The sequence below is a fragment of the Bacillus sp. FSL R10-2201 genome (assembly GCF_038008665.1).
Taxonomy (GTDB): Bacteria; Bacillota; Bacilli; order Bacillales; family Bacillaceae_G; genus Bacillus_A; species Bacillus_A mycoides.
This window is the reverse complement of sequence record NZ_JBBOZP010000001.1, coordinates 3,834,617-3,861,236: the sequence shown is the minus strand read 5'-3', so window position 1 is coordinate 3,861,236 and position 26,620 is coordinate 3,834,617. Positions and strand designations below refer to the sequence as shown.

The window sequence follows — 26,620 nt, the reverse complement described above, 5'->3', positions numbered from 1 at the left end:
TGAAAAAAAGAAAAAAGAATCAATAGTATAGATGAAATGGGGTAGCATAATGGGAAAACAATGGTGGAAAGAAAGTGTAGTATATCAAATTTATCCTCGTAGTTTTATGGATAGTAATGGTGATGGTATAGGTGATCTTCGTGGTATTCTTGCGAAGCTAGACTACTTAAAAGAATTAGGTATTGATGTAATTTGGTTATCACCAGTCTATGAATCTCCAAACGATGATAATGGTTACGATATAAGTGATTATTGTAAAATTATGAACGAGTTCGGAACAATGGAAGATTGGGATGAACTATTACATGAAATGCATAAACGTAATATGAAACTTATGATGGACTTAGTTGTTAATCATACTTCAGATGAACATAATTGGTTTATTGAATCATGTAAATCGAAAGATAATAAATATAGAGACTATTATATATGGCGCCCTGGAAAAGAAGGGAAAGAGCCGAATAACTGGGGAGCAGCATTTAGTGGATCTGCATGGCAATATGATGAAATGACAGATGAATATTATTTGCATCTGTTTTCTAAAAAACAGCCAGATTTAAACTGGGATAATGAAAAGGTAAGACAAGATGTTTATGACATGATGAAGTTTTGGTTAGAAAAAGGAATTGATGGGTTCCGTATGGATGTTATTAATTTTATTTCTAAAGAAGATGGCTTACCATCTGTTGAAACGGATGAAGAAGGATATGTTTCAGGGCATAAACATTTTATGAACGGTCCGAATATTCATAAGTATTTGCATGAAATGAATGAAGACGTATTGTCTCAGTATGACATTATGACGGTTGGGGAAATGCCTGGTGTAACGACAGAAGAGGCTAAATTGTATACAGGGGAAGCTAGAAAAGAACTGCAAATGGTATTCCAATTTGAACATATGGATTTAGATTCCGGAGAAGGCGGGAAATGGGATGTAAAACCATGCTCACTTCTTACTTTGAAACAAAATTTAACAAAGTGGCAAAAAGCATTAGAACAAACAGGATGGAATAGCCTTTATTGGAATAACCATGACCAGCCTCGCGTTGTATCTCGTTTTGGTAATGATGGAGCTTATCATACTGAATCAGCAAAAATGTTAGCGACAGTACTTCATATGATGAAAGGGACACCATATATTTATCAAGGAGAAGAAATCGGAATGACCAATGTTCGATTTGAATCAATTGATGAATACCGAGATATTGAAACACTAAATATGTATAAAGAAAAAGTTATAGAGCGCGGCGAAGATATAGATAAAGTGATGCAGTCTATATATATAAAGGGCCGAGATAATGCTAGAACTCCGATGCAGTGGGATGATAGAGAACATGCTGGATTCACAACGGGTGAGCCTTGGATTGCGGTAAATCCTAACTACAAAGAGATTAATGTGAAACAGGCAATCCAAGATGAAGAATCAATTTTTTATTACTATAAAAAATTGATTGAATTACGTAAAAACAATGAAATAGTTGTGTATGGAACATATGATTTAATATTAGAAAATAACCCTTCTATTTTTGCTTATGTAAGAACATATGGAGAAGAAAAGCTTCTGGTGATTGCAAACTTTACTGCAGATGAATGTGTATTTGAATTGCCTGAGGACATTATTTATAGTGAAGCAGAGTTATTAATACACAATTATGATGTAGAAAATGTATTGATAGAAAACATTACATTACGACCGTATGAAGCAATGGTATTTAAATTGAAATAAGAAAAGCCTTATGCCACCCTGGCATAAGGCTTTTACTATTACCATTTTAAAATAGAGAATCCATACGGTGGAAGTGTAACTTGTAATACACTTGCTTCCGCTGAAAATTCTTCGTTTGTATAAATGTTAATTATTTTCTTCCTGGTAATATGAAGAGGGAGTGAAGTTGTAACTTCACTGTTAGTAGGATTTAAAACGAAAAAGATAGTTTCATCTTCATATGTTTTTGTATAAGAAATATAATTATGTTCATCATTTGCCTCAATGAATTGAAAAGTACCATTTCCTCCAAATGCTTTATGTTGTTTCCGTAATGAAATTAATGTTTGTATATGTGTAAATAAAAGAGTATCTTGTTCTTTTTCATCCCATATCATACATTTGCGGCAGTCAGGATCCATTCCACCATCCATACCGATTTCATCGCCGTAATAAATACAAGGAGAACCGATGAAAGAAAGGTGAAATACATAGAGTAACTTTAACTTATTTTTATCCCCGTTACATGTTGCTAAAATTCTAGGTGTGTCATGACTGTCTAATAAATGAAATGCCGCTTCATTTACATTCATAGAGTAGGAATGTAGAGAATCGGTAATTTGTTTCATAAATTCACTTGCATGAATGGATTCGTTAGCAAAGTAAGAAAGTAGAGCGTTTGTAACAGGATAGCTCATTACAGCATCAAATTGGTCACCTTGTAGCCATGGGAGTGCATCGTGCCAAATTTCACCTAAAATATATACTTCAGGATTTAATGCTTTTATTTCACTTCGGAATTCTCTCCAAAAACTGTGATCGACTTCATTTGCTACATCAAGGCGCCAACCGTCTATATTGAATTCTCTTACCCAATAACGCCCTACTTCAAGTAAATATTCTTTTACATCTGGGTGTGCTGTATTTAATTTAGGCATATACGGTGTAAATGCGAAAGTATCATAATTGGGAAGTGGCTCGGTTATAATTGGAAATTCATGAATATGGAACCAATCTTTATAGGCGGAATTTTCACCTTGTTCCAGCACGTCTTGAAATTTATCAAAGAAGTACCCGCTATGATTAAAAACAGCGTCGAGCATTACTTTTATACCATGTTTATGACACTCCTGAACGAGTTCTTTGAAAGTTTCTTTCGTCCCAAATTGTGGATCGATTTCCATGTAATCAATTGTGTCATATTTATGATTCGAATGAGCTTTGAAAATAGGAGTGAAATATATTCCGGAAATTCCAAGCTTCACAAGGTAATCAAGGTTTTGAATAATACCAGCAAAATCTCCGCCGAAAAAATTAGTTGGAGTTGGTTCGGTACTTCCCCAAGGGAGGGTGTTTGCTGGATTTAATGTGTTATCCCCGTTAGCGAATCGTTCCGGGAAAATTTGATACCATACTGTGTCTTTAATCCAGGATGGTGCCCTGAAAACGTCTTTTGCATGAACAAATGGAAAGCAGAAAAAGTTACCGACATCGTCATTTGGGATATTAGAAAAAAAGCCTCGTTCTGTATAAATAAAAGTTTCTACGTCGTTTTTTAATTCGAATCCATAACGTAAGCGTTTAAATTTTGGTTTGATTGAAACGGACCAATAATCAAATAACTCAGTAGATCCAGTTTTTTTCATCGGTGTACTCGCTGTAATCCATTTCCCGTCCTGCCATTCGTACGGGTCACCGTAGATGAGAGCGGCGTTGTGAACATCATCTCTTTTTGTGTGTATTCGGATGTGAATTGTTTTTTCGTCGTAAGCGTATGCATAATTATCTTTTGGCCTATGATAGATCGCTTCTTTAAGCATATAGAAAATCCCCCTTTAATATCTCTATACATATAGTTCCCTTAAACGAAATAATAAAGATTATGTTGCAAACGATTGCCTTCCACATAACTTTAATATTGCTTATAAGAGTAGTATTCATTTTATGTAAAGTCAATGAATAAAGAGTATGATAAGATTATTTTGAAAATTAATATTTGCAAAATGAATAAAAGGATGTATAATGATAGACAAATAGCGCAAACGTTTTCATAGATTTAGATATTGTTTGCGCTTCTATTAAACAATCAAATGCAAACGTTTTCAATTAAAGAGGTACATAGACAATTTAGGGAGGTTTTTGGGATGAAGAAAGCATTATCACTATTAACGATTTCAGCATTGTCAATTGGCATGTTATCTGCATGTGGACCGAAAGATTCAGGAAAAAAAGAGGAAAGTAAAGCGAAGAAAGACTATGATCTTCTCGTTTGGGAAGATGATAAAAAAGGTGTTGGTTTAGAACCAGCAGTGAAAAGCTTTGAGGAAAAATATAAAGTAAAAGTAAAAGTTGTTGAAATGCAAATGACAGATCAAGTGAAAAAGTTACGTCTTGATGGACCAGCGGGGACGGGACCAGATGTTGTAACATTGCCACACGATCAAATCGGAAATGCAGTAACAGAAGGCTTAATTTCTGAAGTAAAAGCAGATGATGCTGTGAAGAGTAAATTTACTGACTTATCAATAAAGGCACAAACATACAACGGGAAATTATATGGTTTACCAAAAGCAATTGAAACACCAATTTTTATTTACAATAAAAAATTAATGCAAAAAGCTCCAGAAACGATGGACGAGCTATTTAACTTCTCAAAAGACTTTACGAAGGATGGCAAGTACGGATTTTTAACATTAGGAGATAACTTCTACTTTGCTAACGCGTTTATGGCAGGTATGGGCGGATATGTATTTGGTGAGAAAGACGGAAAGCCAAATGCAAGTGATGTTGGATTAAATAATAGCGGAGCAGTACAAGGTGCTGAATATCTTCAAAAATGGTACAAAGAAAAGTTATTCCCGAAAGGTATTATCGGTGAATCTGGTGGACCTGCTGCTGACGGATTATTCAATGAAGGAAAAGCAGCATCTATTATGAATGGACCGTGGGCGTTCCAAGCGATGGAAAAGAACGGAATTGATTATGGTGTTGCTCCAATGCCGAAATTACCAAATGGTCAACCGATGAAAACATTTGTTGGGGTAAAAGGATGGCATGTAACAAGCTTCTCTAAACAAAATGATTTAGCTACAAAGTTCACTGAGTGGGTAACAAATGAAGAAAATGCAAAAATTCGATTTGAGAAGACAAAAGAGATTCCTCCAGTAAAATCAGTAATGGAAGATCCAATTATTAAAGATAATGAAGCTGCAAAAGCAGTTGCAACTCAATCAGAAAATGGAATTCCAATGCCGAATATTCCAGAAATGCAAGAAGTATGGAAACCAGCTGGAGACGCTCTTCAGTTAGTTGTTACAGAAAAAGAGGCACCAAAATCCGCGCTTGATAGTGCAGTGAAACAAATTAAAGGAAATATTGAGGCAAATCATAGTAAGAAAAAATAAGGTGAAATTCGTGCCTCTAATAGGAGAGGCACGAATTCTCTCCCTTCCAAGTAGGAAGAAAAAAGGGGGAAGGAACATGCAAACATCTATGGAACCAATGAAAGATATGAATGGTTCGAAACATAGGAAAATGGCGACCATGTTATCTATTATTCCAGGCATGGGCCAAATATATAATAAACAATTTGTAAAAGGTCTTATTTTTCTAGTATTAACAGGTTCATTTATTGTAGCATTTGCTGATTTGTTAAATATGGGATTATGGGGAATTGTAACGCTCGGTACAGAAGTTCCACGTGACCATTCTGTCTTTCTATTAGTAGAAGGGATTTTGGCACTTATTGTCATAGTGTTTGGACTCGGAATATATGGATTTAACTTATATGATGCATACCAAAATGGGAAGAAACGTGATATAGGAACACCATTAAACTCAGTAAAAGAGCAATACCGTAACTTATTAGATCAAGGTTTTCCATATTTAATGGTTTCACCAGGATTTCTATTACTAATCTTTGTAGTTGTATTTCCAATCATTTTTGTAATCTTAATTGGATTTACGAACTATGACTTATATCACTCTCCTCCAGCTAAATTAGTAGATTGGGTGGGCTTTAAAAACTTTATTGATATTTTCACATTACCAATGTGGAGAGAGACATTTTTAAGTGTATTTTCTTGGACTGTCATTTGGACATTTGTTGCAACAACATTACAAGTTGCACTTGGTATTTTCTTAGCGATTATCGTAAATCAGCCTGGTATTAAAGGTAAGGCAATTATTCGAACAATCTTCATTTTACCGTGGGCTGTTCCAGCATTCGTATCTATTCTTGTCTTCTCGGGTATGTTTAATGAAACATTTGGAGCAATTAATAATCAAGTATTAGCTTTATTCGGGATTGAAAAGATTGCTTGGATGACAGATCCGTTTTGGGCGAAGATTGCTTTAATTATGATCCAAACGTGGCTCGGTTTCCCATTCGTATTTGCAATGACAACAGGTATATTGCAATCGATTCCAGGAGAATTATATGAAGCGGCTACAGTAGATGGAGCAACTGCTTGGCAACAGTTCCGCAAAATTACATTGCCACTTGTTTTATACGCAACAGCACCAATTTTAATTACACAATATACGTTTAACTTTAATAACTTTAGTATCATTTATCTATTTAACGGCGGAGGTCCTGCTGTAGCGGGGCAAGATGCAGGTGGAACGGATATTTTAATTTCATGGATTTATAAGTTAACGATGACTTCAGCGCAGTACGGAAAAGCAGCAGCTCTTACAATGATTTTATCGTTAATCGTTATTACAGTTGCGTTATGGCAATTTAAGAGAACAAAATCATTCCAAGAAGAGGATATGATGTAAATGAATATTAAACGACAAAAGATGTTACGTCTTTCATTAAGTTATTTGGTTATCTTCATAATGTGTGCGATTATTTTCTATCCATTACTATGGATTATTGGTTCATCGTTTAATCCAGGAGATAGTTTGTCTGGTTCTAGCATTATTCCAAAAAATGCTACGTTAGATCATTATCGTAAGCTACTTGATCTTGATTCAAGTAATTACTTACTTTGGTATAAAAATACGTTAAAAGTTAGTGTTATGACGATGATTTTTTCGGTGTTAGCAATTAGCTTTACTGCTTATGCATTTTCGAGATATCGTTTTGTCGGAAGAAAAAATGGTTTATTAACATTTTTAATTCTACAAATGATTCCGAACTTTGCAGCGTTAATCGCACTATATGTATTAGCGCAGTTAACAGGATTAATTGATACACATCTTGCATTAATTTTAATTTATGTAGGTGGAGCAATTCCAATGAATACTTGGCTTATGAAAGGGTATTTTGATACGATTCCGAAAGAGTTGGATGAGTCAGCCCGCATGGATGGAGCAGGACACTTCCGTATTTTTTGGCAAATCATTATGCCGCTTGCAAAGCCAATCGTAGCGGTTGTAGCATTATTCACTTTCATCGGTCCATTTACAGATTTCATTTTAGCAAGTATTATTTTACGCACGCCGGAAAATTACACTTTAGCAGTTGGACTCTATGAAATGGTAGCGAAGAAATTTGGTAATGAATTTACGACGTTTGCGGCTGGTTCCGTATTAATTGCAATCCCGATTTCGATTTTATTCTTATCATTACAAAAATACTTTATTTCTGGTTTAACAGCTGGAGGTACGAAAGGATGAGAAATGGGACATTATGTCCCATTTTTCTTTTCATCTCTCTATAAAAAAATTATAGAGAGATGAAAAGAGATTTGACATCGCATATGAAAAGAAGTGAAATAAATAGTATATTATAGTATAGGAAAAAAGAGCTATATCCCTTACAATACATGGAGAGGGAGAATATGATAAGTTTTGCAAGATAGAATAAATAAATGACAGTTTATGACTTCTCCTATGACTTGCAACGGGTGCAAGATAAAATATATGAAAATGGCAGAGAAGTGAAAGGAGGGGATTTTTATGACAGTTACAATTAAAGATGTGGCGAAGAAGGCGAACGTAGCACCATCAACTGTTTCTCGTGTAATTGCTGATAATCCAAGTATAAGTGAAAAGACAAAGCGCCGTGTTCGAAAAGTAATGAGTGAATTAGGGTATCATCCAAATTTAAATGCAAGAAACCTTGCGAACCAAACGACGAAGACACTTGGTCTTGTTATGCCGAGTTCTGCAAGTAAAGCTTTTCAAAATCCATTTTTCCCAGAAGTTATAAGAGGAATTAGTTCATTTGCACATGTGGAAGGGTATGCGCTTTATATGTCGACTGGTGAAACGGAAGATGAAATTTTTAATGGTGTTGTAAAAATGGTACAAGGGCGTCAAATCGGTGGTATTATTCTTTTATATTCAAGAGAGAACGATCGGATTATTCAATACTTGCATGACCAAAACTTCCCGTTTGTTTTAATTGGAAAACCATATGATCGAAAAGATGAAATTACATATGTAGATAATGACAATTATACAGCTGCAAGAGAAGTAGCGGAATATTTGATTTCATTAGGCCATAAACAAATCGCATTCATCGGCGGTGGATCAGATTTACTTGTAACGAGAGATCGTTTGGCGGGGATGAGTGATGCTTTGAAACTAGCAGATATTCTATTGCCGAAAGAGTATATTTTACACTTTGATTTTTCAAGAGAGAGTGGTCAACAGGCTGTTGAGGAATTAATGGGACTAAAGCAACCACCGACGGCAATTATGGCAACGGATGATTTAATTGGACTTGGCGTGTTAAGTGCGCTTTCTAAAAAAGGATTTGTTGTACCGAAAGATGTTTCGATTGTAAGCTTTAACAATGCTTTATTATCAGAAATTGCTAGTCCACCACTTTCGACAGTTGATGTGAATATTTATCAATTAGGGTATGAAGCGGCAAAAGCTTTAGTTGATAAGGTGGAGCATTCTGAATCTACTTCAAAATGCATTATTATTCCGCATAAATTATTGAAGCGTCAAACTTGTGATCATTATGCAACAAAAAGCTAAGAGTTTAACTCTTAGCTTTTTTCTTTAGAAAGGCTTCTAAACGGTCACAGCCTTCTTTTAAAGTTTCAATACTGTAAGCATAGGAAAGGCGAAGGTAGCCTTCACCGTATTCGGAAAATGCGGTTCCAGGAACAACGGCTAGCCCAGCCTCTTTTACAAGATCAAGTGCAAAATCAAATGATGAAGATGTTAAATGTCCAACATATGGGAATAAATAAAATGCACCTGTTGGCTTCTCAACCGTTAAACCCATTTGAATGAGTCTATTATATACGTAATCACAGCGTTTTTTGTATTGATAGCGCATCATCTTCGGGGCATCTTTAGCAGCTGTTAAAGCTTCGATTGCAGCATACTGAGCGATTGAAGTAGCGCATGTAACATTGTATTGATGAACTTTTAATATGTGTTTTGCTAAATATTCTGGAGCAAATAAAAGTCCGATACGCCAGCCGGTCATAGAATGTGATTTTGATAAGCCGTTAATGACAATCGTCTTATCACGCATTTCTGGGAAATGAGCGATAGATGTGTGTTTTTCTTCATATACAAGTTCACTATAAATTTCATCAGAAAGAACGAAAATATTTTTATCTTTTAAGACAGATACAATATCTTCTAATTCTTCTTTTGATAAGGTAACACCAGTTGGATTAGAAGGATACGGTAAAACGACGCATCTTGTTCGTTCTGTAATTGCATGTTGCAATGCTTCAGCTGTTAAACGAAATCCAGTTTCGCGAACATCTATAAAAATAGGAGTTGCACCACATAGTCGAATAATCGGCTCGTAACCAGGGTAAATAGGAGCAGGTAAAATTACTTCCGTTCCTGGTTCTAAAATAGTTCGGAATGCAACATCGATCGCTTCACTAGCACCGATTGTAACAATGGTTTCGTTTTCAGGTGAATAATGTAAATTGTAGTTGTCCTTTACAAAGTTACAAGCTGCCTTGCGTAATTCTAGTAAACCAGCGTTATGTGTATAGCTTGTATAATTTTCTGTAATGGCCCGTTTAGCTGCTTCTTTTACTAGAGAAGGTGTAGGGAAATCGGGTTGCCCAATTGTTAAAGAGATAAGATTATCATAGTTTTGAATCATATTAGAGAACTGACGGATTCCAGAAATTTGGATGTCCTTCACTCTAGGATTAATGAATTGTTCCATTGTATCTCCCTTTCTTCCGTTTGAAAATTAAGTTCATTTTATCATATTTTCAACTATTACGCTTTGTTTATAAAATTTCCCCCGCTATTTGTGAAAGATAAGAATCGTATCTTAAAATTCAGTGGAAGTAAGAAATTATGTGAGGGTTCAAATATCTATAAGAGTATAAGCTGTGTGAGTTAATTAAAGTTTCACTTAAGCATAAACACAAAAAAAGCCGCTGCAAGCGACTTTTTAATAACCGTATTCCCAATCTATTTCATCTTCGTTCCAAAGTACGGAAGATACTTTGCCAAGATGGACAACGGATTCATTTACAGCACATGTACAGTCTTCGTCCCCTGCTTTATGTTGCAATTCTTCGTATACTGATTTTTCAACGTTTTCTAGCACAACCAAATTTTCTTCTTTTAAAACAAGCGTAGTACCCGCCATATTTATCTTCCTCCTACTAAAGTAATGATCACTTATTTGTAAACATAGATAGTATGGATTATATGCTGTATTTTGCGATAGTTGTCCGTCTAGTGAAGTGTTTTTTATTTTCTTTGTAATCCGTATTCATTGTATACTGCACGAAGGAAATTTGGTACAGGGTTTACAATCATTTCGGAAATTTGTAACATTTATTATTAGTTGTTAACAAATAATTAACAAAGATGTTAAGAAAAATCAAAATTTTGAAACAAATAGACTTATAAAATGATATAATCATATCAAAATACATATAGGGGATGAGAGGCTATGGAGCTGATTCGTGATTTAATGATCCAAATTGCCATCATTATTTTACCACTATTTTTATATGAAGCGATTCGTTTAAATCGTTATCAAGGAATGCTTCCGAAGCCTAATCGCTACTTTATTATGTTTTTATCTAGCGTTACACTCGTTCTCTCCATGACATACTCTATTTGTTTTGGTACCGTTTGCGGATACAATTTTCATCCAGTCCCAATTGTTAGTGGTTTTTTATATGGTGGGATTGTTGGGCTCATCCCTGCCATTATTTATGTTGCATATGAATGGATTTTTAAGGGGCTTAGTTGGTTGCCTATGGTAGAAGTTATATTTCTTTCGATAATTCCATTATTTTTGTCAAAGAAATGGTCTCTTTTTTCAAGAGATAAGAAGCTAATATTAGCTTTTATGATTGCATCATTTTATGTTCTTGTTTCATTAGTAGTCGGGATGTTGAATGTCCTTTTAGAAACAGGTTTTACACCGTACATATCTAATCTATATAGTGGGTATATATTTGCATCACTTATTATGGTTATGACAATGGTATTTCAAGTGTATTTGACTGAGTATTTAAACGAAAATGCATTATTGCGTACAGAAATGCAAAAATCAGAAAAACTTAATATTGTAAGTGAGTTAGCTGCAAGTGTTGCACATGAAGTTCGAAACCCTCTCACTGTTGTACGAGGGTTTATTCAATTGCTAGAGAGTACGGAAGACGTAAAAAACAAAGATTATATGCGTCTCGTATTAGCTGAACTGGATCGTGCTGAACAGATTATTTCAGATTATTTAAATTTAGCAAGGCCTCAAATTGAAAAAAAAGAACATATTTGTTTATCAGCACAATTAATTGAAATGACAACTCTTATGTCATCATTTGCAGCGATGCAGGGCGTTTATTTGCAAGTTGAGATTTCTGAGAGCCTTTATACTATCGGCGATAAGACGAAATTGAAGCAAGCTATTATGAATGTTGTTAAAAACGGTATTGAAGCAATTCAAGGAAACAAAGGGTATTTAAAAGTAACAGCTATTCAAAAAGATGAATTGATAATAATAAGAGTTAAAGATAGTGGTGTTGGAATGACAAAAGAACAGTTAGTAAGGCTTGGACAACCGTATTATTCTTTAAAAGAAAAAGGAACAGGATTAGGCCTTATGGTAACATTTAGTATTTTACAAGCGCATAATGGCACATTGGAATATAAAAGTGAAAGCGGAAAAGGAACTGAAGCTATTATTATATTGCCAGCTGTACGATATAAGGAATAAAAGTTACCGATAGAAGGTAACTTTTTATTTTATCGTGCATTAGAAAAAGATACAAAATTTCATTCATTTATTTTTTCTTGTTTTGTTCGAACGAATAAACTTTTAAATGATTGAAAGAAGCTTTGCTCTTTTGAGGCGGCGACTAATCTTTTTGTTTCTTGAATTTCGCGAATAACTTGCATAAGTTGTGTATCACGGTTGCTATCTTTATTGTAAATTTGATTGACAAGTTTATTCATTTTTTCTTCTTGTTTGGATTCTCGCTTATACATATGATTCATTAATAAGTCCATCTTTTCTTTTTGGAGTGCATCTGTTTGAGCGGCGTGAACAACTAGATCTTGTAACATTTTTTCTTGTGAGCCTTCTTTTACATAAACTTGTTGCATTAGTTCATCTAATTTCTCGTCTTTTAAACGATTTTGTGTAATGAGAGTAGAGTTTTGATGAATAATTGCTTCATTTAATTGAGCAAGCATTTCAAGTTTTAGCATGAACTCCTCAAAGTTACGCCCATCTTCTTTTGGTTGCACTTCTTGCTTATCTTGAATAACAGGTACAGGTGGGGCCTCTTTTTCTTTTAAAATAATAGGTATTGTTTCTGAAATGTCCTCTTGTAATGTAGCAGCTCTTTCATGTATAGATTTCAATAGTTTTAAATCATCCAATTTATAAATACGAGCATCAGCTGTTTTTGAAATGATATAACCGTGTTCCTCTAAGAGTTGGCTATATTTTCGGACTATATGTTTTGGGATACCTGTTTTATTTGTAACATCTTTCGTTTTATAAATAGCTTCCATGATAGTTCCTCCCCAAAAAGTATCGTATATATCATTTCAACCTTTTATGTGGACTTCCTTTGAAAAAGAATGTCGGAAGGTTATTAGTTTTCTACAGCATTAGTGAAAAGATGAAGAAAAATGAATGTTTTTGGCGGAATGGAGAGGAAGAGCTAAAATAATGTCTGAAAACATACATAGAAGAAGTTTGTTATAATAACTGAGGAAAAGAAATTGGTAGGAACACGGAGGTACACATGAAGCAATTTAAAGGTATTATCATTTCAATTATTGCAATTCTTTCTCTTTTGGTAGCGGTATATGAAGTACTTGTGCCAGAGGAGACAAGTACTAAAAAAACAACTACGTATGATCAAATTCTAGAGTTCCCGAAAGAACGATATCCAGAGACCGGGAAACATATAACGGATGCTATAAAAGAAGGACATTCGGAAATGTGTACAATTGATCGTAATGGTGCAGCGGATAGAAGGAAAGTATCGTTAGCGCCATATCCGACGAAGAAAGGTTATGATCGTGATGAATGGCCGATGGCGATGTGTAAGGAAGGCGGAAAAGGAGCTCATATTGAATATATAAGTCCAGCAGATAACCGCGGTGCAGGTTCTTGGGTAGGGAATAAGCTAGACAAATATCCAGATGGTACGCGTGTGAAATTTGAAGTGAAATAGTAATTGGCATACATTTCATAGTGGAGAGAGGGATAGTTATGGAATTAACAATTTCATATTCGCAATTAATGATAATGAACTATGATGGTCAGCAGCCTTATGTAGATTGGACTCCTGAAGATTTTGAAAGAGGCTATGCTGAGGTGGATGGAGCTATTATTTTTGAAGCAATCTCTGACTATACTTGTGAAGTGGAAGTTACTTGTGGAAATCATATTGAGAAAGAAGAAGTGGTTAGAACGATATCAGTTCCTTTCACAGTGAAGAATGAAGAAGTATATATAACAAGTATTCTTTCTAATAAATATCATATTCCTATTCCGAACGGGGAATATATGATAGTCTTGCAGGCAACTCCTCTTGAAGAGCCATCAGACGATGAATTGTATAAAGTACAATACGACTTCTATTTTGAGAGTGTAGAATAAAAAAACGTGTTATCCTTTTTGAAGGATAACACGTTTTTTTATTATGCGTTTGTTTTTAGGAGAGAACGAGCGTCTTTTGCTGCCTGAACCATGTGCTCTAAAGCAGGTATAACTTCCTCAGTTCTTCGTGTTTTTAAACCACAGTCTGGATTAATCCAGAAATATTTAGGGTCACATACTTGTAAAGATTGTTCTACGATTGTGAACATTTCATCTTTACTTGGGACACGTGGGCTATGAATATCATATACCCCTAGACCAATTCCTTTTTCATATGTTGTATGCTTTAATGTATTAATAAATTCTCCATGACTTCTTGATGTTTCGATAGAAATAACATCTGCGTCTAACGCTCGAATTGCATCTACAATATCTTCGAAGTTACTATAACACATATGAGTATGAATTTGTGTTTCATTTTCTACAGAAGATGTTGCTAAAAGGAATGATTGAACTGCCCATGTAATGTATGCATCCCAATCTTTTTCTTTTAACGGCATACCTTCACGAAGTGCAGGTTCATCGACTTGGATTACTCTAATTCCGGAAGATTCAAGTAACTCAATTTCATGACGAAGTGCTAATGCAATTTGATATGAAACTTCTTTTCTTGAAATATCATTTCGAACGAATGACCAATTTAAAATAGTGACAGGTCCAGTTAGCATACCTTTTACTACTTTCTCTGTTAAGCTTTGTGCATATACAGTTTCTTTAATAGTCATTCCACTTATAAAGGCAACATCACCATAAATAACAGGTGGTTTTACGCAACGAGAACCGTATGATTGTACCCATCCGTTTTTAGTAAAGGAGAAACCAGCAAGTCTTTCTCCAAAATATTCCACCATGTCAGTTCTTTCGAATTCACCATGTACTAGTACATCAAGACCAATATCTTCTTGGTAACGAATCCACTTTGCAGTTTCTTTTTCAATGAATTGATTATATTGTTCATTTGTAATATCGCCGTTACGCCACTGTTTACGTGTTTGACGAACTTCAGATGTTTGCGGGAAGCTACCAATAGTTGTTGTTGGTAACAACGGTAATTGTAAAGCTACTTGCTGTAGTTCATATCGTTTTTCAAATGGAAGAGGACGTGAGAAATCATCTTCTTTAAGTGATGTACGTGCCACTTTTACATCTTCACGATTACGTGCAGCTGATGAGCGGATTGCATGATGTGCATTACGATATGTTGTTAAATCGCTACTGATGCTTTCTACACCTTTAGTAAGAGCAGAATGGATAAGGACTAGTTCTTCTAATTTTTGATTAGCAAATGCAAGTGCATCAAATAATTCACTTGTTAAGTGCGTTTCTTCCGTTTTATCAATTGGAGTATGCAATAAGCTACAAGAAGGTTGAACAATTAAACCTTTTGCTGTGATTTGATTTTGTAATGTTGTAAATAAAGAAAGTACATCATCAAGATCAGCTCTCCAAATGTTACGGCCATCTATACAACCGATAGCTAAAATTTTATCAGCTGGGAATCCGTATTTTGAAATAGCATTTACATTACCTTCTTTGCCATGAACAAAGTCTAATCCAATACCAGAAACAGGGAATGCAATAATTTCTTCATAGTTCTCTTCTACACTGTCAAAATATGTTTGTAGAAGAAGATTAGCATTTGGAACCTCTTTATGAATAGCTTCGTAAAGCTCTTTCGCTTGATTAATTTCATCTTTTGTTAAAGAGGCGAAGATTGGTTCGTCAACTTGAATAATTTGTGCTCCAGCTGCGTGTAATTCAGAGAATAATTGTACATAAGGTGCAACTAGCTCTTTTAAAATAGTGGCAAATTGCTCTTCGTTATAACCTTTTGCTAGTTTTAGGAATGTATAAGGGCCTAAAATAACTGGTTTTCCATCAACGCCTAACTCTTTTTTCGCTTCTTCATATAAACGAAGAGGACGATTGTCTTTTAAAGAGATTTGTAATCCTTCTTCATATTCAGGAACAATGTAATGATAGTTTGTGTTAAACCATTTTGTCATTTCAGAAGCAACGTGATCTTTAGAGCCGCGTGCCATTGCAAAATATACATCAAGGTAAGAGGTAAACTCTGAAAAACGTGACGGGATGAATCCTAACATGTAGGCCGTATCCAGAACGTGGTCATAATATGTAAAATCGCCAACTGGAATTAATTCAATTCCCTTTTCTTGCTGTACTTTGACGTGTTGAAGGCGAATTTCTTTCATTGTCGTTAAAAATTGTTCTTCATCAATTTTATTGGACCAAAAAGCTTCCAATGTTTTTTTCCACTCTCGTTGTAGTCCGATACGTGGATAACCTAAGTTACTTGTTTGAATTGCCATTTTAAATTCCTCCCTAATTGAAAGTAAGCATTTCCGTTTACTCGGAAATACCTATAACAAAAAGCATAAAGGCATAGAAAAATAAGCCTTCCTTTTTGTTCTTAACACCTCATCATCATCCGTGAGTCTATCAGTGTTGTTAAAATAGGCAGGTATCCTGACTTATGCTTCATATAATTTCTTTCACCTTCCCGTTTTCACAGTGGCACAAAAAAGAAATCTCAGCATTTACAGTGGCGGGACCGTGTTGGAGTTTCACCAAACTTCCCTTTTAAACACGAAGTGAAATATTCGTGTACCTATTTTCCTTTTGAAAGGAATTTAACAAGCGATATGATATTGAAACAAATTCTAACACAATTTTCGGAATTTTGTCCACTGTTTTAAAATAAGAAAATTCTAAAGTTTTTCATTTCTTTTTATTCGGAAAATTAAGTTTTTTAATGTTTATTTATTATTAAAATGAGGGTGTTTTGAGTTGCGAGGAATAATTATAGTGTTAAGTTTTTCTAGAAGAGGAGGCACCTCTTTTAGAAAAACTTAATCATTATCTACACCTATTTCTGAAAGACGACCTGCAGTTGCATCTTGTAAGAGCGTGTTTAGCCAACGTAATTCAACATTAATATGCTCAATGACGCTTTGTAGAATATATAGTTGAGCACGAGGAACTAGTTGTTTATTATGATCGTATATCGTTTGCATTGTATGTAAATAGAGCATTGTATCATCTCTCTTTTTTTTCAAAATAGGAACTAGAGCTTGTTCGTCGCTAAAGTGAGCGAAAGAGAGCGCTGAATAAATAGGTTTATATATTTGGTTTTTCGCTTCAAATTGTTTTAATAATAAGGTGTGGAAAAGGGCTTTTCCTTCCTCTGTTATATGGAAGATTGTTTTATCTGGTCTATTCGTATCTCTAACAATATTGGTAATGCTAATCGCACCTTGTTTTTCTAATTGCTCGAAGGCGTAGTATAGCGATCCCTTGGCATATTTAATATAACAATCCATTTGTCTTTCTTTCATTATGTGCTGCACTTCATAGGGATGTTTATCTCCTTCGAGTAACAAGCCGAGAATGACTAACTTCATGCTCATGCTGTCTCAACTCCTGTATATAGAAACTTTATATATATTATAAACGGTATATCCTCTTTCATAAAGGGATATACCGTTTCGTTTTTCTATATTAGCTTACTTGTTTTTGTTTTTGCTTTGTTTTTGGTCCTGTTAAAAGACGTTCATTTCCCATAAGTAAAATACAAATTATACTTAGCGTAGCTGGGATAAGTGCCCAGAAAAATGTATTAGCAATAGATGTTGCAAGAGCCTCTTTAATTCCGCTCAGTACTTCAGGAGGTAGCTTTTCAGTAGCATTTGGTGATAATAAAAAGCTTGTGTCTCCACCTTTAGGAGCCATTTTTTCTAGTTCAGGAGGGAAGACTGCTTTTAATTTATCAGTGAAAACATGATTTTGAATCGTACCGAAAATCGTGACGCCAAGGGTCATTCCAAGTGAACGGAAGAATGAGTTCGTGGATGTAGCAGAACCGCGATCTCTCATTTCTAATTTGTGGATAGATGCCATACTTAAAACTGAGAAGGAGAATCCAACTCCAAGTCCAGCAAGCACCATAAACATTGTTACGAGTGTACGAGGTGTTTCCATAGTTAAAGTACTTAGTAAATAAATACCAAGAACGAAGAAAACTCCAGATACTGTCATGATGTTACGATAACTTGTTCGTGAAGCTAATTGTCCACCAGTTTGACTTCCGATTACAGATCCTACCATCATAGGTGTCAAAATTAACCCAGCATTTGAGGCTGAACCACCGAGAACACCTTGAACGAAGATTGGAATATAAACTGTACAGATGATAAAAGCTGCGCCATAGAAAAAGGCAACACCTTGGCTAGCTGCAAATAAAGGTTTTTTAAATAAATGGAAAGAAATAATAGGCTCGGTTGCGTTTCTTTCTACGAAGAAGAAAATAATAAGCAGAATAACAACAGTTGAAAATAAACCAATAATCACATTAGAGTCCCATGCATATTCTTTACCACCAAGTTCTAAAGCAAACATTAAGCAAACGATACTAATGACAAGCGTAATAGCACCAGCCCAGTCAATTTTTTGTTTTCGATATTCTAGAGACTCGCTATAGTATTTAGTAATGAAGAAGAAGGAAATAAGTCCTAACGGAATATTAATATAGAAGACCCAGTGCCAACTTATATAATCTGTAATGTAAGCACCTAATAAAGGTCCGAAAACACTAGATGTTCCGAAAACAGCACCAAATAGTCCGGTCATTTTTCCTCGTTTTTCAGGCGGGAATATATCATACATAATTGTAAATGCGATAGGCATAAGAGCGCCGCCACCAATTCCTTGAATGGCTCTATAAATACTTAGTTGTTCAATACTTGATGCTGTCCCGCAAAGTGCAGAACCAAATAAGAAGAGAATTAATCCGCCAATAAAAAAGCGTTTCCGTCCGTACATATCAGACAGCTTACCGAAAATAGGCATTCCGGCCATTGTTGCTACCATGTAGGCGGATGTGACCCAAACGAATTTGTCGAACCCTCCTAAGTCTCCGACAATCGTTGCCATCGCAGTTGCGACGATTGTGTTATCCATTGCTGCCATTAGAATACCAAGTAGTAAACCAGCAACAACAAATTTTGTTTTACTTGAATCGTTTTTTGATAGTTGTGCTTCCAAAAGTAGCCCTCCTTTAATAAAAATTAAACTAACTTAAGTTTTTTAGTGCAATGCATAAAAAAACTTTATGTACAGTTTGTATAGTTCCTCTTCATTTTATAAAAAATTGCACTGACATGATATAAAGGATGGAAATCATAAATTATATTATAGTCAAATTTGACTAAAAGGCAAATGTTTTCTACCGCCAAATTATTTTATCCCGCTTTAACTGCCCGTTAAAGCCCGATTGGTAAAAGCTAATAATCAGTGGGGGATGGACAAAACCCCCACTGATTAAAGTTTCACTTTATTATATTGACCAAAAGAGAGTAAGAATTTATTTTGTTATGTAGTCAAGGAAGGAAATTGTAAAAAAATATTTAATAAAGTATAACCTGTGTCAACCTATTAAAAATGGTTTTTTCTTTATATTGTCGAATAGGATAAAAGGAAAAGAAAAATTTAATATGATTTGTAACAAGCTAAATATTTTTTCTAAGTGTAGTTCATTGCATCGAGAGGCAGAATACAGTTGTATAGATGATATATCTGGAATGAGGTGAATATATTATGAAAATATGGAAACGAATTTCGGATCAAGGAAGGTATTCTATACCGTTACAGCCGGTTTTGTGGATTGATGGTTCTAAAAAGGACACGGAAGCATCCGATGTAGCAGTCACATTGCAAATCCGTAGTATGTATAAAGAAAAATTTTCGTATGAGATGATCTATGATGTTAATGACATACTAATTATTCGACTTGAAGTTGAAAATAAAGGCGTTGAAATGATTTCGCGAGTAGTTGTAAGTCATATGATTCGTGATTATTTCGCGTATATCCCAAACTCTTTAAAAGCAGATAAGGGAATAAGTGAGTTTTTATTTCAGCTTGTAAGGTGGCGAATCGATAATTTATCACCGAATGAAAAGGTAGAATTAATTTGTCAAATAAAAGCAAATAAAGATAAAGCTCCTCCCAATTCATTATTTCAGGCTACATATACATTTCAATATAAAGGTGTATCATATGGACCGCTACAAACAAATGAAGTGGTTGTCAGAAAATGATAAGAAGGAACCTGTGCGAAAGGTTCCTTCTTTAATGAAGATTGTGCTTCTTGAGTAATTTCTTTTGTTCCACTCCCTTTTTTCCAATATAGTTATTTTTGTATCCAAAATATAGAATGAATAGAAATGAAATAACATTTACTATAGCGTCAATTTGATCGTTTGTAATGAAGTTTATTCCGAAAGAGTTAAATAGTAATTTTAATGATAACAAAAAGCCAGCTAGTAAGCGCATAATATCTAATAGATTTTCTTTTTGAGGCATATAGGTCACTCCTTCCTAAAAACGATATATAGTATATATATGAAATAAAATAGAAAAGGTATACAAGCTTAAGTAGAAATGTACATTAAATATGTACATTTTTTATTTTATAGAAAAACATTATTGTTATAGAAACATATATTGGTATAAAAGGGGGAGAGTATGAAACATAAAGGGAAAATTAGTGGGTTATTACTTGGGAACACAGTTGCGGTTACAGAATGGATTGCACTTCAGGATGTAATTGCTGAGCTAGATTCGAGATCATTTTTAACCGTCTTTATTATTTATATATTGCAAATGATACTAAGCTATTATTTTGGACATTGGTACGATAAAAGAACGAATACGCGTGTAAATATTGAAGTAGGAGGAATGACGAATAACGATTTTGTCGTTGATTTTTTTGGAAAAGTAGCTGCTTTATCAGAAAGAGATTCTCGTAATATTACAGTGTATATTCTTTCCGTAAAAGAATGGGATGTATTAAAAGACACAGTGCAAGAAAAAAAGTTAGATGAGCTAGTCCAAAGAGTAGAACGTACAATTGTAAAGACAGTTCGAAAAGGCGATGTAGTTACGAGGTGGGATGAAAATAAATATGTTATCGTAGCTGTTGATAATGGCTATGAAAAGTCAACAATAACAAGTAGATTAATCAAAAATATTCAAAATGAAATAGCGAATGATTTATTAAGTGTCACACTATTATTTGGGGCTGCAAGTTATCCTATAGAAGGGAAAACTTTTGAAGATTTGTTTAGAAAGGCACAAAATCAATTGTATAATTATAGAAACTTGCAAAGTCATGAATGAAACTTTGATTTAAAGAAGTATGATATAAAGATTTTTTGTAACATTTTTTTATCTTTTGTTACAAGAAAACTTTTTTTTGTAACAAAAGTCTTTAAAAATATATGAAATCAGCATATAATTGTGTGTGGATGTGTCAATGCATTTTGCACAATGTTTTCAGTTTAAAAGTGTAGAGGAAAACATGCTCTACACTTTTCCTTTTTAAGAAATTAAAAGAATCTTTGTAAGAGTTGCGAGGTCCCCTTTGCACTATGTAAAATGGACAAAGAGGTTATTTGATAGAAAGTGAGAAAGGGAATGATAGACGTGAGAGGTCAACGATCATCTTTTATCAGGTGAAACATTATAGTGTTTCTTGCAGTAGGTAAGATTAAGGAAAATACCTTTATGTTTTAAGACATTACATAATTTTAAGTACGAAAATTGTACAAGCAGTATAAATAATTATTGATGATCTTCGTAAAAAGATGCGAGCGTGAAATAGCTAACGAAGTTACATGTTTTTCATGGGATTTTTGGCACGATGGTCGTTTATTAATAGGGGGAAAAGATGTTGAAATATAATAAATTAGCAATTGTAACTGCATTATCAATGACTTTACTAGCTGGTTGTTTTGGCCCAAAACCAGAAGAGGAGCTATATGTTGCATTTGAAAATGCTGCCAAGCAAGAAAAAACAATGTTTGAAGATGCGAAAAAATTAGAGTCATTAGAGAAAGAGGGTCAAGTATTATATAATCAAATTGTCCAAGAAGGAAAAGATAATAATCAGGCTGTTAAGGATAAGCTTGATCAAGCGGTGAAAAATACAGCTGAACGAGAAAAAGTTCTTATTAAAGAAAAAGAGGCGTTAAATAAAGCGCAAGAAGAAGTGAAGTCAGCTGATAAGCATGTGAAGAAAATTGAAGATAATAAATTAAAAGAACAGGCTGATAAAGTAAAGAGTACTTATGAGAAACGACATGATTCATTCCAAAAGATGTACGATAGCTATAATAAATCTTTAAAGCAAGAAAAAGAATTATATACAATGCTACAAGATAAAGGTACAAAATTAAAAGATATTAGCGAGAAAGTAAAGGTAGTAAACCAAGCATATAAAGATATTGAGACAGAAAAAGATAAGTTTAATGAATATACGAAATCATATAATACAGAAAAAGTTGCATTCTATAAACAAGCTAATATTAAAATTAAGGAAGATAAAAAATAAAACAGTTTGGCCTAATATTAGGCCAAACTGTTTTATTTTTTTGTATAGGTACGGCTATACCATGGAACTGGTTCGCTTAATTTTTTTTCCTGTTTTAATGCTTCAGGACCAATATAATCTTGAAGTGTTTTTTTTGCTATTGTTAAAGATAAGGTTGTTTTCGGATTTCGATAGGAGGATTCAAGGTGACCAAGATGCGGTAGGGTGCGAAAATCATCTTTCGTAGGAGGGATATGGAAAAAATAATCACCTAAACGTATAAGAACATCGGATTGTTGTTGACTAAAACGTGGATTTCTAGAAAAATGTAATCCTTCTTTGATAGCCTTTTTTTCAGTAATTAAGCGTTCTAAAGCAGTCTTTTTTAACCAATATAAGTACTTAGGGTTAGTTGCAGCTTTAGCATGACGATTCACAACGAAAATAGATTGAGCTAGTCTATTAATAGAATGTTGATTATGCAATGGAGATTGTGGTTGTGAAGGTTTCATATTGACTCTCCTTTCAATTTTTCCTTATTATAGCATAAATAAAATGGGTTTTTATTATATGCAAAAAGTAATTGTATATATTTTCAATATTAAAGCAATATTGTTACAAAAAACAACTATTTTGTATAATAGTGATAGAATATGTTTCAGAAATTTGATAATGAAAGAGTGAGAAGTTTGAAAGAAATATTAAAATTACAATATGCCATTATAGATATTGGATCTAATACAATGCGTTTAGTTATTTATGAAAAGCAAAATGGAGGTTTTTATAAAGAAATTGAAAATACGAAAGTGGTTGCTCGGTTAAGAAATTATTTAATCGATGGTGTTTTGAATGAAGAAGGTAAAGAAGTATTGTTACAAACATTATTTCAATTTCAAGAAAGTACAAAATTCCATCAGTTGCATCATGTACTTTGTGTTGCAACGGCAACAATTAGACAGGCTGAGAATCAAGAGGAGATTAAAAAACTTGTTGAAGGACAAACAGACTTTACTCTTAGAGTATTATCAGAATATGAGGAAGCACGTTACGGCTATTTAGCAGTTATGAATTCTACTTCGTTTTTGGAAGGAATAACAGTAGATATTGGTGGCGGAAGTACGGAAGTTACATATATTAAAAATAGAGAGATTTTAGAGTACCATAGTTTTCCTTTTGGTGCGCTTTCTTTAAAACATCTATTTATTAAAGGTGATATTCCTACTAAAGATGAATTAGAGGAAATTCGAGAGTATTTAGAGTGTCAATTTCGAACGTTACCATGGTTAATTGATAAGAAATTGCCTCTTATTGCAATTGGTGGTAGTGCGAGAAACTTAGCGAAAATCCACCAAAATTTAACAAACTATCCTATAGCGGGAGTACATTTATACAAAATGAAAGAAGAAGATATTGAAAATGTAAAAGGTGCATTGGAGAAACAATCGTTTATCGAACTTCAGAAAATGGAAGGATTGGCAAAAGATCGAGCTGATACAATTATTCCAGCGGTTGAAGTATTTCATAAACTTGTAAATATTACAGAAGCAACGGCATTTGTATTAAGCAAAAAAGGATTAAGAGAAGGTGTTTTCTATGAAGAGTTGACGAAAGATTTAGGGATTTCATATTATCCGAATGTAGTTGAAGAAAGCTTACATTTGTTATCACACGAATATGAAATGGATATGGAATTTGTCATTCAACTTATTAAACATGGAAGATTGATTTGTAAACAACTCGAAGAAATGGGACTGATTTCTGTTTCAATAAAAGACTGGGAAGCATTCCATCAAGCAGCGAAAGTATTTAATATTGGAAAATATATAGACGAAGAAGCGAGTCGTTTACACACGTTTTATTTATTGGCAAATAAAACAATTGACGGCATGATGCATAAAGATCGAGTGAGGTTAGCGCTTATTGCATCTTATAAATCAAAAATGCTATTTAAACAACATTTATCTCCATTTGAAGGTTGGTTTGATAAAAGCGAACAAAAAAAAATCCGCCTATTAGGCGCTGTTTTACAATTTTCAGCTGCTTTAAATGTAAGACAAAGATCGCTTGTTGATACGATATCCATAACAGAAAATAAAGAAGGATTAACGTTTAGAATTTTATGTGAGCAATCGGCATTAGCAGAAAAAGTACAAGCTGAAAAACAAAAAAAGCAGCTAGAAAGAGTATTGAAAACAAATATTCACTTATCATTCGAATCAAAACGTTAAGTTGTACGGATGTCTTTACAGAAAATTAACACTTTGGAATATTGTAATTTGATAAAATGAAAGTAACTAAATTATAGTGAAAAAGTTTCAAAGGGAAGTGTGAAGAGAATGGAATTGCTAAAGGGGAATTTAGTAAATTTAAATGATACAGCGTATTATAATAATCGTGAATTAAGCTGGCTAGCATTTAATGAACGTGTATTACAAGAAGCGCAAGATGAAAATAATCCACTATTAGAAAGACTAAAGTTTATTAGTATTTTTAGTTCGAATTTAGATGAATTTTTTATGGTGCGCGTAGCAGGTTTGAAAGATCAAGTAAGTGCGGGATTTAATCAGCCAGAAAATAAAGCAGGTTTAACACCAAAGAAACAGTTAAATAAGATTGCGATAAAATCGCATGAGTTAATGACTGTGCAGTATGAAACGTTTAAAAATTATGTATTGCCAGCGCTTGAACTAGAGGGGATTGAGCGTTTAACATTTCATGATTTGACGAAAGAGCAAAGGGAATTTATCGAGGAGTATTTTGATGAACAAATATTTCCGGTTTTAACCCCTGTATCTATTGATGCGTATCGTCCATTTCCAATGTTATTAAATAAAAGTTTGAATTTAGCTACTATTTTATATGATGAGCAACAGGCTGAGGAAGAAAATCGTACGAAGTTAGGAATTGTACAAGTGCCTTCATTACTGGAGCGTTTCATATTTTTACCGAGTGAAGGGCAAAAACATAAATTTATTTTATTAGAAGATGTAATTAGTGGTTTTACTCATAAACTATTCACAGGATATAACGTATCACCTGTTACTCGTTTCCGTATTACACGTAATGCGGATTTAACGATCCATGAAGAAGGTGCACGCGATTTATTAAAAGTAATTGAAAAAGAATTGAAAAAGCGTAAGTGGGGAGCTGCCGTTCGTTTAGAAGTTGGTAAAGAACACATTGATGAAAGAGTGTTAGCGTTATTGTATGATGTGTTAGAAGTAAAAGATGAAGATGTGTACATGATGGATGGACCGTTAGATTTAACATGTTTATTCTCCTTATATAAAAAATTAGCGCCTTTATATGAACATCTAGTATATCCGGCTCTTATTCCTCAACCTCCTCAAGATTTAGGTGATGAGGAAGATGTATTTGAAAAAGCGATAGAACATGATATTTTATTACACCATCCCTTTGAGTCGTTTCAGCCAGTCGTTGATTTTGTCCGTGATGCGGCAGATGACTCGAATGTACTTGCGATCAAACAAACATTATATCGTGTAAGTGGAGATTCTCCAATAATTCAGGCGCTGAAGGTAGCAGCTGAAAAAGGAAAACAAGTGACGGTATTGGTTGAGTTAAAGGCAAGGTTTGATGAAGAGAATAATGTTCATTGGGCTAAAGAATTGGAACAGGCCGGATGTCACGTTATTTACGGAGTAAGTCACTTGAAAACGCATAGTAAAATTACGTTAGTTGTAAGAAGAAGAAACGGAAAAATTGAAAGGTTTGTACATCTTGGAACCGGAAATTATAATGATGCAACAGCGAAGTTGTATACCGATTTTGGATATATTACATCGCGAAAAGACTTTGGTGTAGATGCAACAAATTTCTTTAATTATTTGAGTGGTTATACAAAAAAACCGCATTTTCATCATTTATCTGTTGCCCCGTTTGATATAAGAGAGCAGTTTATGGAGTTAATAGATGAGGAAATCCGTTATCATAGACAATATGGAAATGGATATATTATCGCTAAAATGAATTCGTTAACAGATAAACCGTTAATAAAAAAAATGTATGAAGCATCACAAGCTGGGGTAAGGGTAGAGCTCATCGTTAGAGGGACATGTTGTTTAAGACCTGGGATTCCGAATGTAAGTGAAAATATTCGTGTAGTTAGTGTTGTTGGAAGATATTTAGAACATAGTCGTATTTATTATTTCCATCATAATGGAGATGAAAAAATATATTTATCTTCAGCTGATTTGATGACGCGGAATATGGAAAAACGAGTAGAAATATCCTTCCCAATTTTAGATATTGAAATGAAAGCGAGAATAAAGGCAATTTTACAGCTGGTTTTAGCTGATAATGTGAAAACACGTGAACAAAATAAAGATGGTGACTATTATTATATAATTAATAGTAGTATAGAAGAAATTGATAGCCAAGTGAATTTATTTAAGATGGCGTATCAAAATACAGACGCTGAATAGTGTGAAAAAAGTAAAAACCTCTTATTGAATTTAAGAGGTTTTTACTTTTTTTCTC

22 protein-coding genes and 1 riboswitch are annotated in these 26,620 nt (G+C 34.0%); of the genes, 13 read left to right on the top strand and 9 right to left on the bottom strand.

Going from position 1 to position 26,620, the window contains the following annotated elements; translation table 11 throughout:
• The first annotated feature begins 49 nt into the window (after nucleotides 1-49).
• Nucleotides 50-1,726 (top strand): oligo-1,6-glucosidase, encoded by a 1,677-nt coding sequence (gene malL, locus NSQ69_RS19770; protein WP_002128902.1) that lies wholly within the window; start codon nucleotides 50-52, stop codon nucleotides 1,724-1,726.
• Nucleotides 1,727-1,764: 38 nt separating this feature from the next.
• Here the strand turns inward: malL and NSQ69_RS19765 are convergent, their stop codons facing one another.
• Nucleotides 1,765-3,525 (bottom strand): alpha-glycosidase, encoded by a 1,761-nt coding sequence (locus NSQ69_RS19765; RefSeq protein ID WP_002128901.1) that lies wholly within the window; start codon nucleotides 3,523-3,525, stop codon nucleotides 1,765-1,767.
• 324 nt (nucleotides 3,526-3,849) lie between these two features.
• Between NSQ69_RS19765 and NSQ69_RS19760 the strand changes: the two genes are divergently transcribed.
• The 4 genes from NSQ69_RS19760 to malR all read left to right on the top strand — a co-directional run bounded on the left by NSQ69_RS19760 (nucleotide 3,850) and on the right by malR (nucleotide 8,644).
• Entirely contained in the window at nucleotides 3,850-5,109 is a 1,260-nt protein-coding gene (locus NSQ69_RS19760; protein ID WP_002128900.1) for an extracellular solute-binding protein, read from the top strand.
• Nucleotides 5,110-5,185: 76 nt separating this feature from the next.
• Nucleotides 5,186-6,487, top strand: coding sequence for a maltosaccharide ABC transporter permease MalC (gene malC, locus NSQ69_RS19755; RefSeq protein WP_002088367.1), 1,302 nt, complete (start codon nucleotides 5,186-5,188; stop codon nucleotides 6,485-6,487).
• Complete coding sequence (gene malD, locus NSQ69_RS19750) at nucleotides 6,488-7,330, top strand: maltosaccharide ABC transporter permease MalD (protein WP_002088365.1); 843 nt, start codon at nucleotides 6,488-6,490, stop codon at nucleotides 7,328-7,330.
• 282 nt (nucleotides 7,331-7,612) lie between these two features.
• Complete coding sequence (malR, locus tag NSQ69_RS19745; RefSeq protein WP_002014809.1) at nucleotides 7,613-8,644, top strand: maltose operon transcriptional repressor MalR; 1,032 nt, start codon at nucleotides 7,613-7,615, stop codon at nucleotides 8,642-8,644.
• 4 nt (nucleotides 8,645-8,648) lie between these two features.
• On the opposite strand, the gene NSQ69_RS19740 is transcribed toward malR, so the two are convergent.
• Both NSQ69_RS19740 and NSQ69_RS19735 read right to left on the bottom strand, forming a co-directional pair.
• Complete coding sequence (locus tag NSQ69_RS19740) at nucleotides 8,649-9,812, bottom strand: aminotransferase A (RefSeq protein ID WP_002128899.1); 1,164 nt, start codon at nucleotides 9,810-9,812, stop codon at nucleotides 8,649-8,651.
• A gap of 234 nt (nucleotides 9,813-10,046) precedes the next feature.
• Entirely contained in the window at nucleotides 10,047-10,247 is a 201-nt protein-coding gene (locus tag NSQ69_RS19735) for a hypothetical protein (protein ID WP_000929276.1), read from the bottom strand.
• A gap of 309 nt (nucleotides 10,248-10,556) precedes the next feature.
• On the opposite strand from NSQ69_RS19735, the gene NSQ69_RS19730 reads away from it, so the two are divergent.
• Nucleotides 10,557-11,831, top strand: a complete 1,275-nt coding sequence (locus tag NSQ69_RS19730) for a sensor histidine kinase (RefSeq protein WP_002014814.1) — start codon at nucleotides 10,557-10,559, stop codon at nucleotides 11,829-11,831.
• Between the two features lie 59 nt (nucleotides 11,832-11,890).
• Here the strand turns inward: NSQ69_RS19730 and NSQ69_RS19725 are convergent, their stop codons facing one another.
• On the bottom strand, nucleotides 11,891-12,634 hold the full coding sequence (locus NSQ69_RS19725; protein ID WP_002014816.1) for a DUF3967 domain-containing protein: 744 nt from the start codon (nucleotides 12,632-12,634) through the stop codon (nucleotides 11,891-11,893).
• 236 nt (nucleotides 12,635-12,870) lie between these two features.
• Between NSQ69_RS19725 and nucA the strand changes: the two genes are divergently transcribed.
• Nucleotides 12,871-13,305: a DNA-entry nuclease gene (nucA, locus tag NSQ69_RS19720; protein ID WP_341099618.1), complete on the top strand. Its 435-nt coding sequence runs from the start codon at nucleotides 12,871-12,873 to the stop codon at nucleotides 13,303-13,305.
• A gap of 38 nt (nucleotides 13,306-13,343) precedes the next feature.
• Nucleotides 13,344-13,733, top strand: coding sequence for a competence protein ComJ (gene comJ, locus NSQ69_RS19715; protein ID WP_002088359.1), 390 nt, complete (start codon nucleotides 13,344-13,346; stop codon nucleotides 13,731-13,733).
• Between the two features lie 41 nt (nucleotides 13,734-13,774).
• On the opposite strand, the gene metE is transcribed toward comJ, so the two are convergent.
• The 3 genes from metE to NSQ69_RS19700 all read right to left on the bottom strand — a co-directional run bounded on the left by metE (nucleotide 13,775) and on the right by NSQ69_RS19700 (nucleotide 18,794).
• Complete coding sequence (gene metE / locus NSQ69_RS19710) at nucleotides 13,775-16,063, bottom strand: 5-methyltetrahydropteroyltriglutamate--homocysteine S-methyltransferase (RefSeq protein ID WP_002014819.1); 2,289 nt, start codon at nucleotides 16,061-16,063, stop codon at nucleotides 13,775-13,777.
• Nucleotides 16,064-16,193: 130 nt separating this feature from the next.
• A riboswitch (cobalamin riboswitch) is annotated at nucleotides 16,194-16,381 on the bottom strand.
• Nucleotides 16,382-16,603: 222 nt separating this feature from the next.
• Nucleotides 16,604-17,161, bottom strand: a complete 558-nt coding sequence (locus NSQ69_RS19705; RefSeq protein WP_002128898.1) for a PadR family transcriptional regulator — start codon at nucleotides 17,159-17,161, stop codon at nucleotides 16,604-16,606.
• A gap of 91 nt (nucleotides 17,162-17,252) precedes the next feature.
• Entirely contained in the window at nucleotides 17,253-18,794 is a 1,542-nt protein-coding gene (locus NSQ69_RS19700; protein ID WP_002014821.1) for an MDR family MFS transporter, read from the bottom strand.
• A 552-nt stretch (nucleotides 18,795-19,346) separates the two neighbouring features.
• Between NSQ69_RS19700 and NSQ69_RS19695 the strand changes: the two genes are divergently transcribed.
• Nucleotides 19,347-19,847 (top strand): hypothetical protein, encoded by a 501-nt coding sequence (locus NSQ69_RS19695; protein ID WP_002033821.1) that lies wholly within the window; start codon nucleotides 19,347-19,349, stop codon nucleotides 19,845-19,847.
• A 31-nt stretch (nucleotides 19,848-19,878) separates the two neighbouring features.
• Here the strand turns inward: NSQ69_RS19695 and NSQ69_RS19690 are convergent, their stop codons facing one another.
• Entirely contained in the window at nucleotides 19,879-20,112 is a 234-nt protein-coding gene (locus NSQ69_RS19690) for a phage holin (protein ID WP_002014824.1), read from the bottom strand.
• Between the two features lie 162 nt (nucleotides 20,113-20,274).
• Here NSQ69_RS19690 and NSQ69_RS19685 point away from each other — a divergent pair, with 162 nt between their 5' ends.
• Together NSQ69_RS19685 and NSQ69_RS19680 are read left to right on the top strand one after the other, a co-directional pair.
• Nucleotides 20,275-20,928, top strand: coding sequence for a diguanylate cyclase domain-containing protein (locus tag NSQ69_RS19685; protein WP_050000349.1), 654 nt, complete (start codon nucleotides 20,275-20,277; stop codon nucleotides 20,926-20,928).
• Between the two features lie 550 nt (nucleotides 20,929-21,478).
• Nucleotides 21,479-22,141: a YkyA family protein gene (locus tag NSQ69_RS19680; RefSeq protein ID WP_002014826.1), complete on the top strand. Its 663-nt coding sequence runs from the start codon at nucleotides 21,479-21,481 to the stop codon at nucleotides 22,139-22,141.
• 32 nt (nucleotides 22,142-22,173) lie between these two features.
• Here the strand turns inward: NSQ69_RS19680 and NSQ69_RS19675 are convergent, their stop codons facing one another.
• Complete coding sequence (locus NSQ69_RS19675; RefSeq protein ID WP_002014827.1) at nucleotides 22,174-22,632, bottom strand: YkyB family protein; 459 nt, start codon at nucleotides 22,630-22,632, stop codon at nucleotides 22,174-22,176.
• 141 nt (nucleotides 22,633-22,773) lie between these two features.
• Between NSQ69_RS19675 and NSQ69_RS19670 the strand changes: the two genes are divergently transcribed.
• Nucleotides 22,774-24,348 (top strand): Ppx/GppA family phosphatase, encoded by a 1,575-nt coding sequence (locus NSQ69_RS19670; protein ID WP_078421720.1) that lies wholly within the window; start codon nucleotides 22,774-22,776, stop codon nucleotides 24,346-24,348.
• A 108-nt stretch (nucleotides 24,349-24,456) separates the two neighbouring features.
• Nucleotides 24,457-26,565, top strand: a complete 2,109-nt coding sequence (locus NSQ69_RS19665; RefSeq protein WP_002014829.1) for a polyphosphate kinase — start codon at nucleotides 24,457-24,459, stop codon at nucleotides 26,563-26,565.
• Nucleotides 26,566-26,620: the final 55 nt, after the last annotated feature.

What these genes read in the sequence shown, in the direction of transcription:
- malL (WP_002128902.1), top strand. Translation starts at nt 50, where the DNA reads ATGGGAAAACAATGGTGGAAAGAAAGTGTAGTATATCAAATTTATCCT.
- NSQ69_RS19765 (WP_002128901.1), bottom strand. Translation starts at nt 3,525, where the DNA reads ATGCTTAAAGAAGCGATCTATCATAGGCCAAAAGATAATTATGCATAC.
- NSQ69_RS19760 (WP_002128900.1), top strand. Translation starts at nt 3,850, where the DNA reads ATGAAGAAAGCATTATCACTATTAACGATTTCAGCATTGTCAATTGGC.
- malC (WP_002088367.1), top strand. Translation starts at nt 5,186, where the DNA reads ATGCAAACATCTATGGAACCAATGAAAGATATGAATGGTTCGAAACAT.
- malD (WP_002088365.1), top strand. Translation starts at nt 6,488, where the DNA reads ATGAATATTAAACGACAAAAGATGTTACGTCTTTCATTAAGTTATTTG.
- malR (WP_002014809.1), top strand. Translation starts at nt 7,613, where the DNA reads ATGACAGTTACAATTAAAGATGTGGCGAAGAAGGCGAACGTAGCACCA.
- NSQ69_RS19740 (WP_002128899.1), bottom strand. Translation starts at nt 9,812, where the DNA reads ATGGAACAATTCATTAATCCTAGAGTGAAGGACATCCAAATTTCTGGA.
- NSQ69_RS19735 (WP_000929276.1), bottom strand. Translation starts at nt 10,247, where the DNA reads ATGGCGGGTACTACGCTTGTTTTAAAAGAAGAAAATTTGGTTGTGCTA.
- NSQ69_RS19730 (WP_002014814.1), top strand. Translation starts at nt 10,557, where the DNA reads ATGGAGCTGATTCGTGATTTAATGATCCAAATTGCCATCATTATTTTA.
- NSQ69_RS19725 (WP_002014816.1), bottom strand. Translation starts at nt 12,634, where the DNA reads ATGGAAGCTATTTATAAAACGAAAGATGTTACAAATAAAACAGGTATC.
- nucA (WP_341099618.1), top strand. Translation starts at nt 12,871, where the DNA reads ATGAAGCAATTTAAAGGTATTATCATTTCAATTATTGCAATTCTTTCT.
- comJ (WP_002088359.1), top strand. Translation starts at nt 13,344, where the DNA reads ATGGAATTAACAATTTCATATTCGCAATTAATGATAATGAACTATGAT.
- metE (WP_002014819.1), bottom strand. Translation starts at nt 16,063, where the DNA reads ATGGCAATTCAAACAAGTAACTTAGGTTATCCACGTATCGGACTACAA.
- NSQ69_RS19705 (WP_002128898.1), bottom strand. Translation starts at nt 17,161, where the DNA reads ATGAGCATGAAGTTAGTCATTCTCGGCTTGTTACTCGAAGGAGATAAA.
- NSQ69_RS19695 (WP_002033821.1), top strand. Translation starts at nt 19,347, where the DNA reads ATGAAAATATGGAAACGAATTTCGGATCAAGGAAGGTATTCTATACCG.
- NSQ69_RS19690 (WP_002014824.1), bottom strand. Translation starts at nt 20,112, where the DNA reads ATGCCTCAAAAAGAAAATCTATTAGATATTATGCGCTTACTAGCTGGC.
- NSQ69_RS19685 (WP_050000349.1), top strand. Translation starts at nt 20,275, where the DNA reads ATGAAACATAAAGGGAAAATTAGTGGGTTATTACTTGGGAACACAGTT.
- NSQ69_RS19680 (WP_002014826.1), top strand. Translation starts at nt 21,479, where the DNA reads ATGTTGAAATATAATAAATTAGCAATTGTAACTGCATTATCAATGACT.
- NSQ69_RS19675 (WP_002014827.1), bottom strand. Translation starts at nt 22,632, where the DNA reads ATGAAACCTTCACAACCACAATCTCCATTGCATAATCAACATTCTATT.
- NSQ69_RS19670 (WP_078421720.1), top strand. Translation starts at nt 22,774, where the DNA reads ATGTTTCAGAAATTTGATAATGAAAGAGTGAGAAGTTTGAAAGAAATA.
- NSQ69_RS19665 (WP_002014829.1), top strand. Translation starts at nt 24,457, where the DNA reads ATGGAATTGCTAAAGGGGAATTTAGTAAATTTAAATGATACAGCGTAT.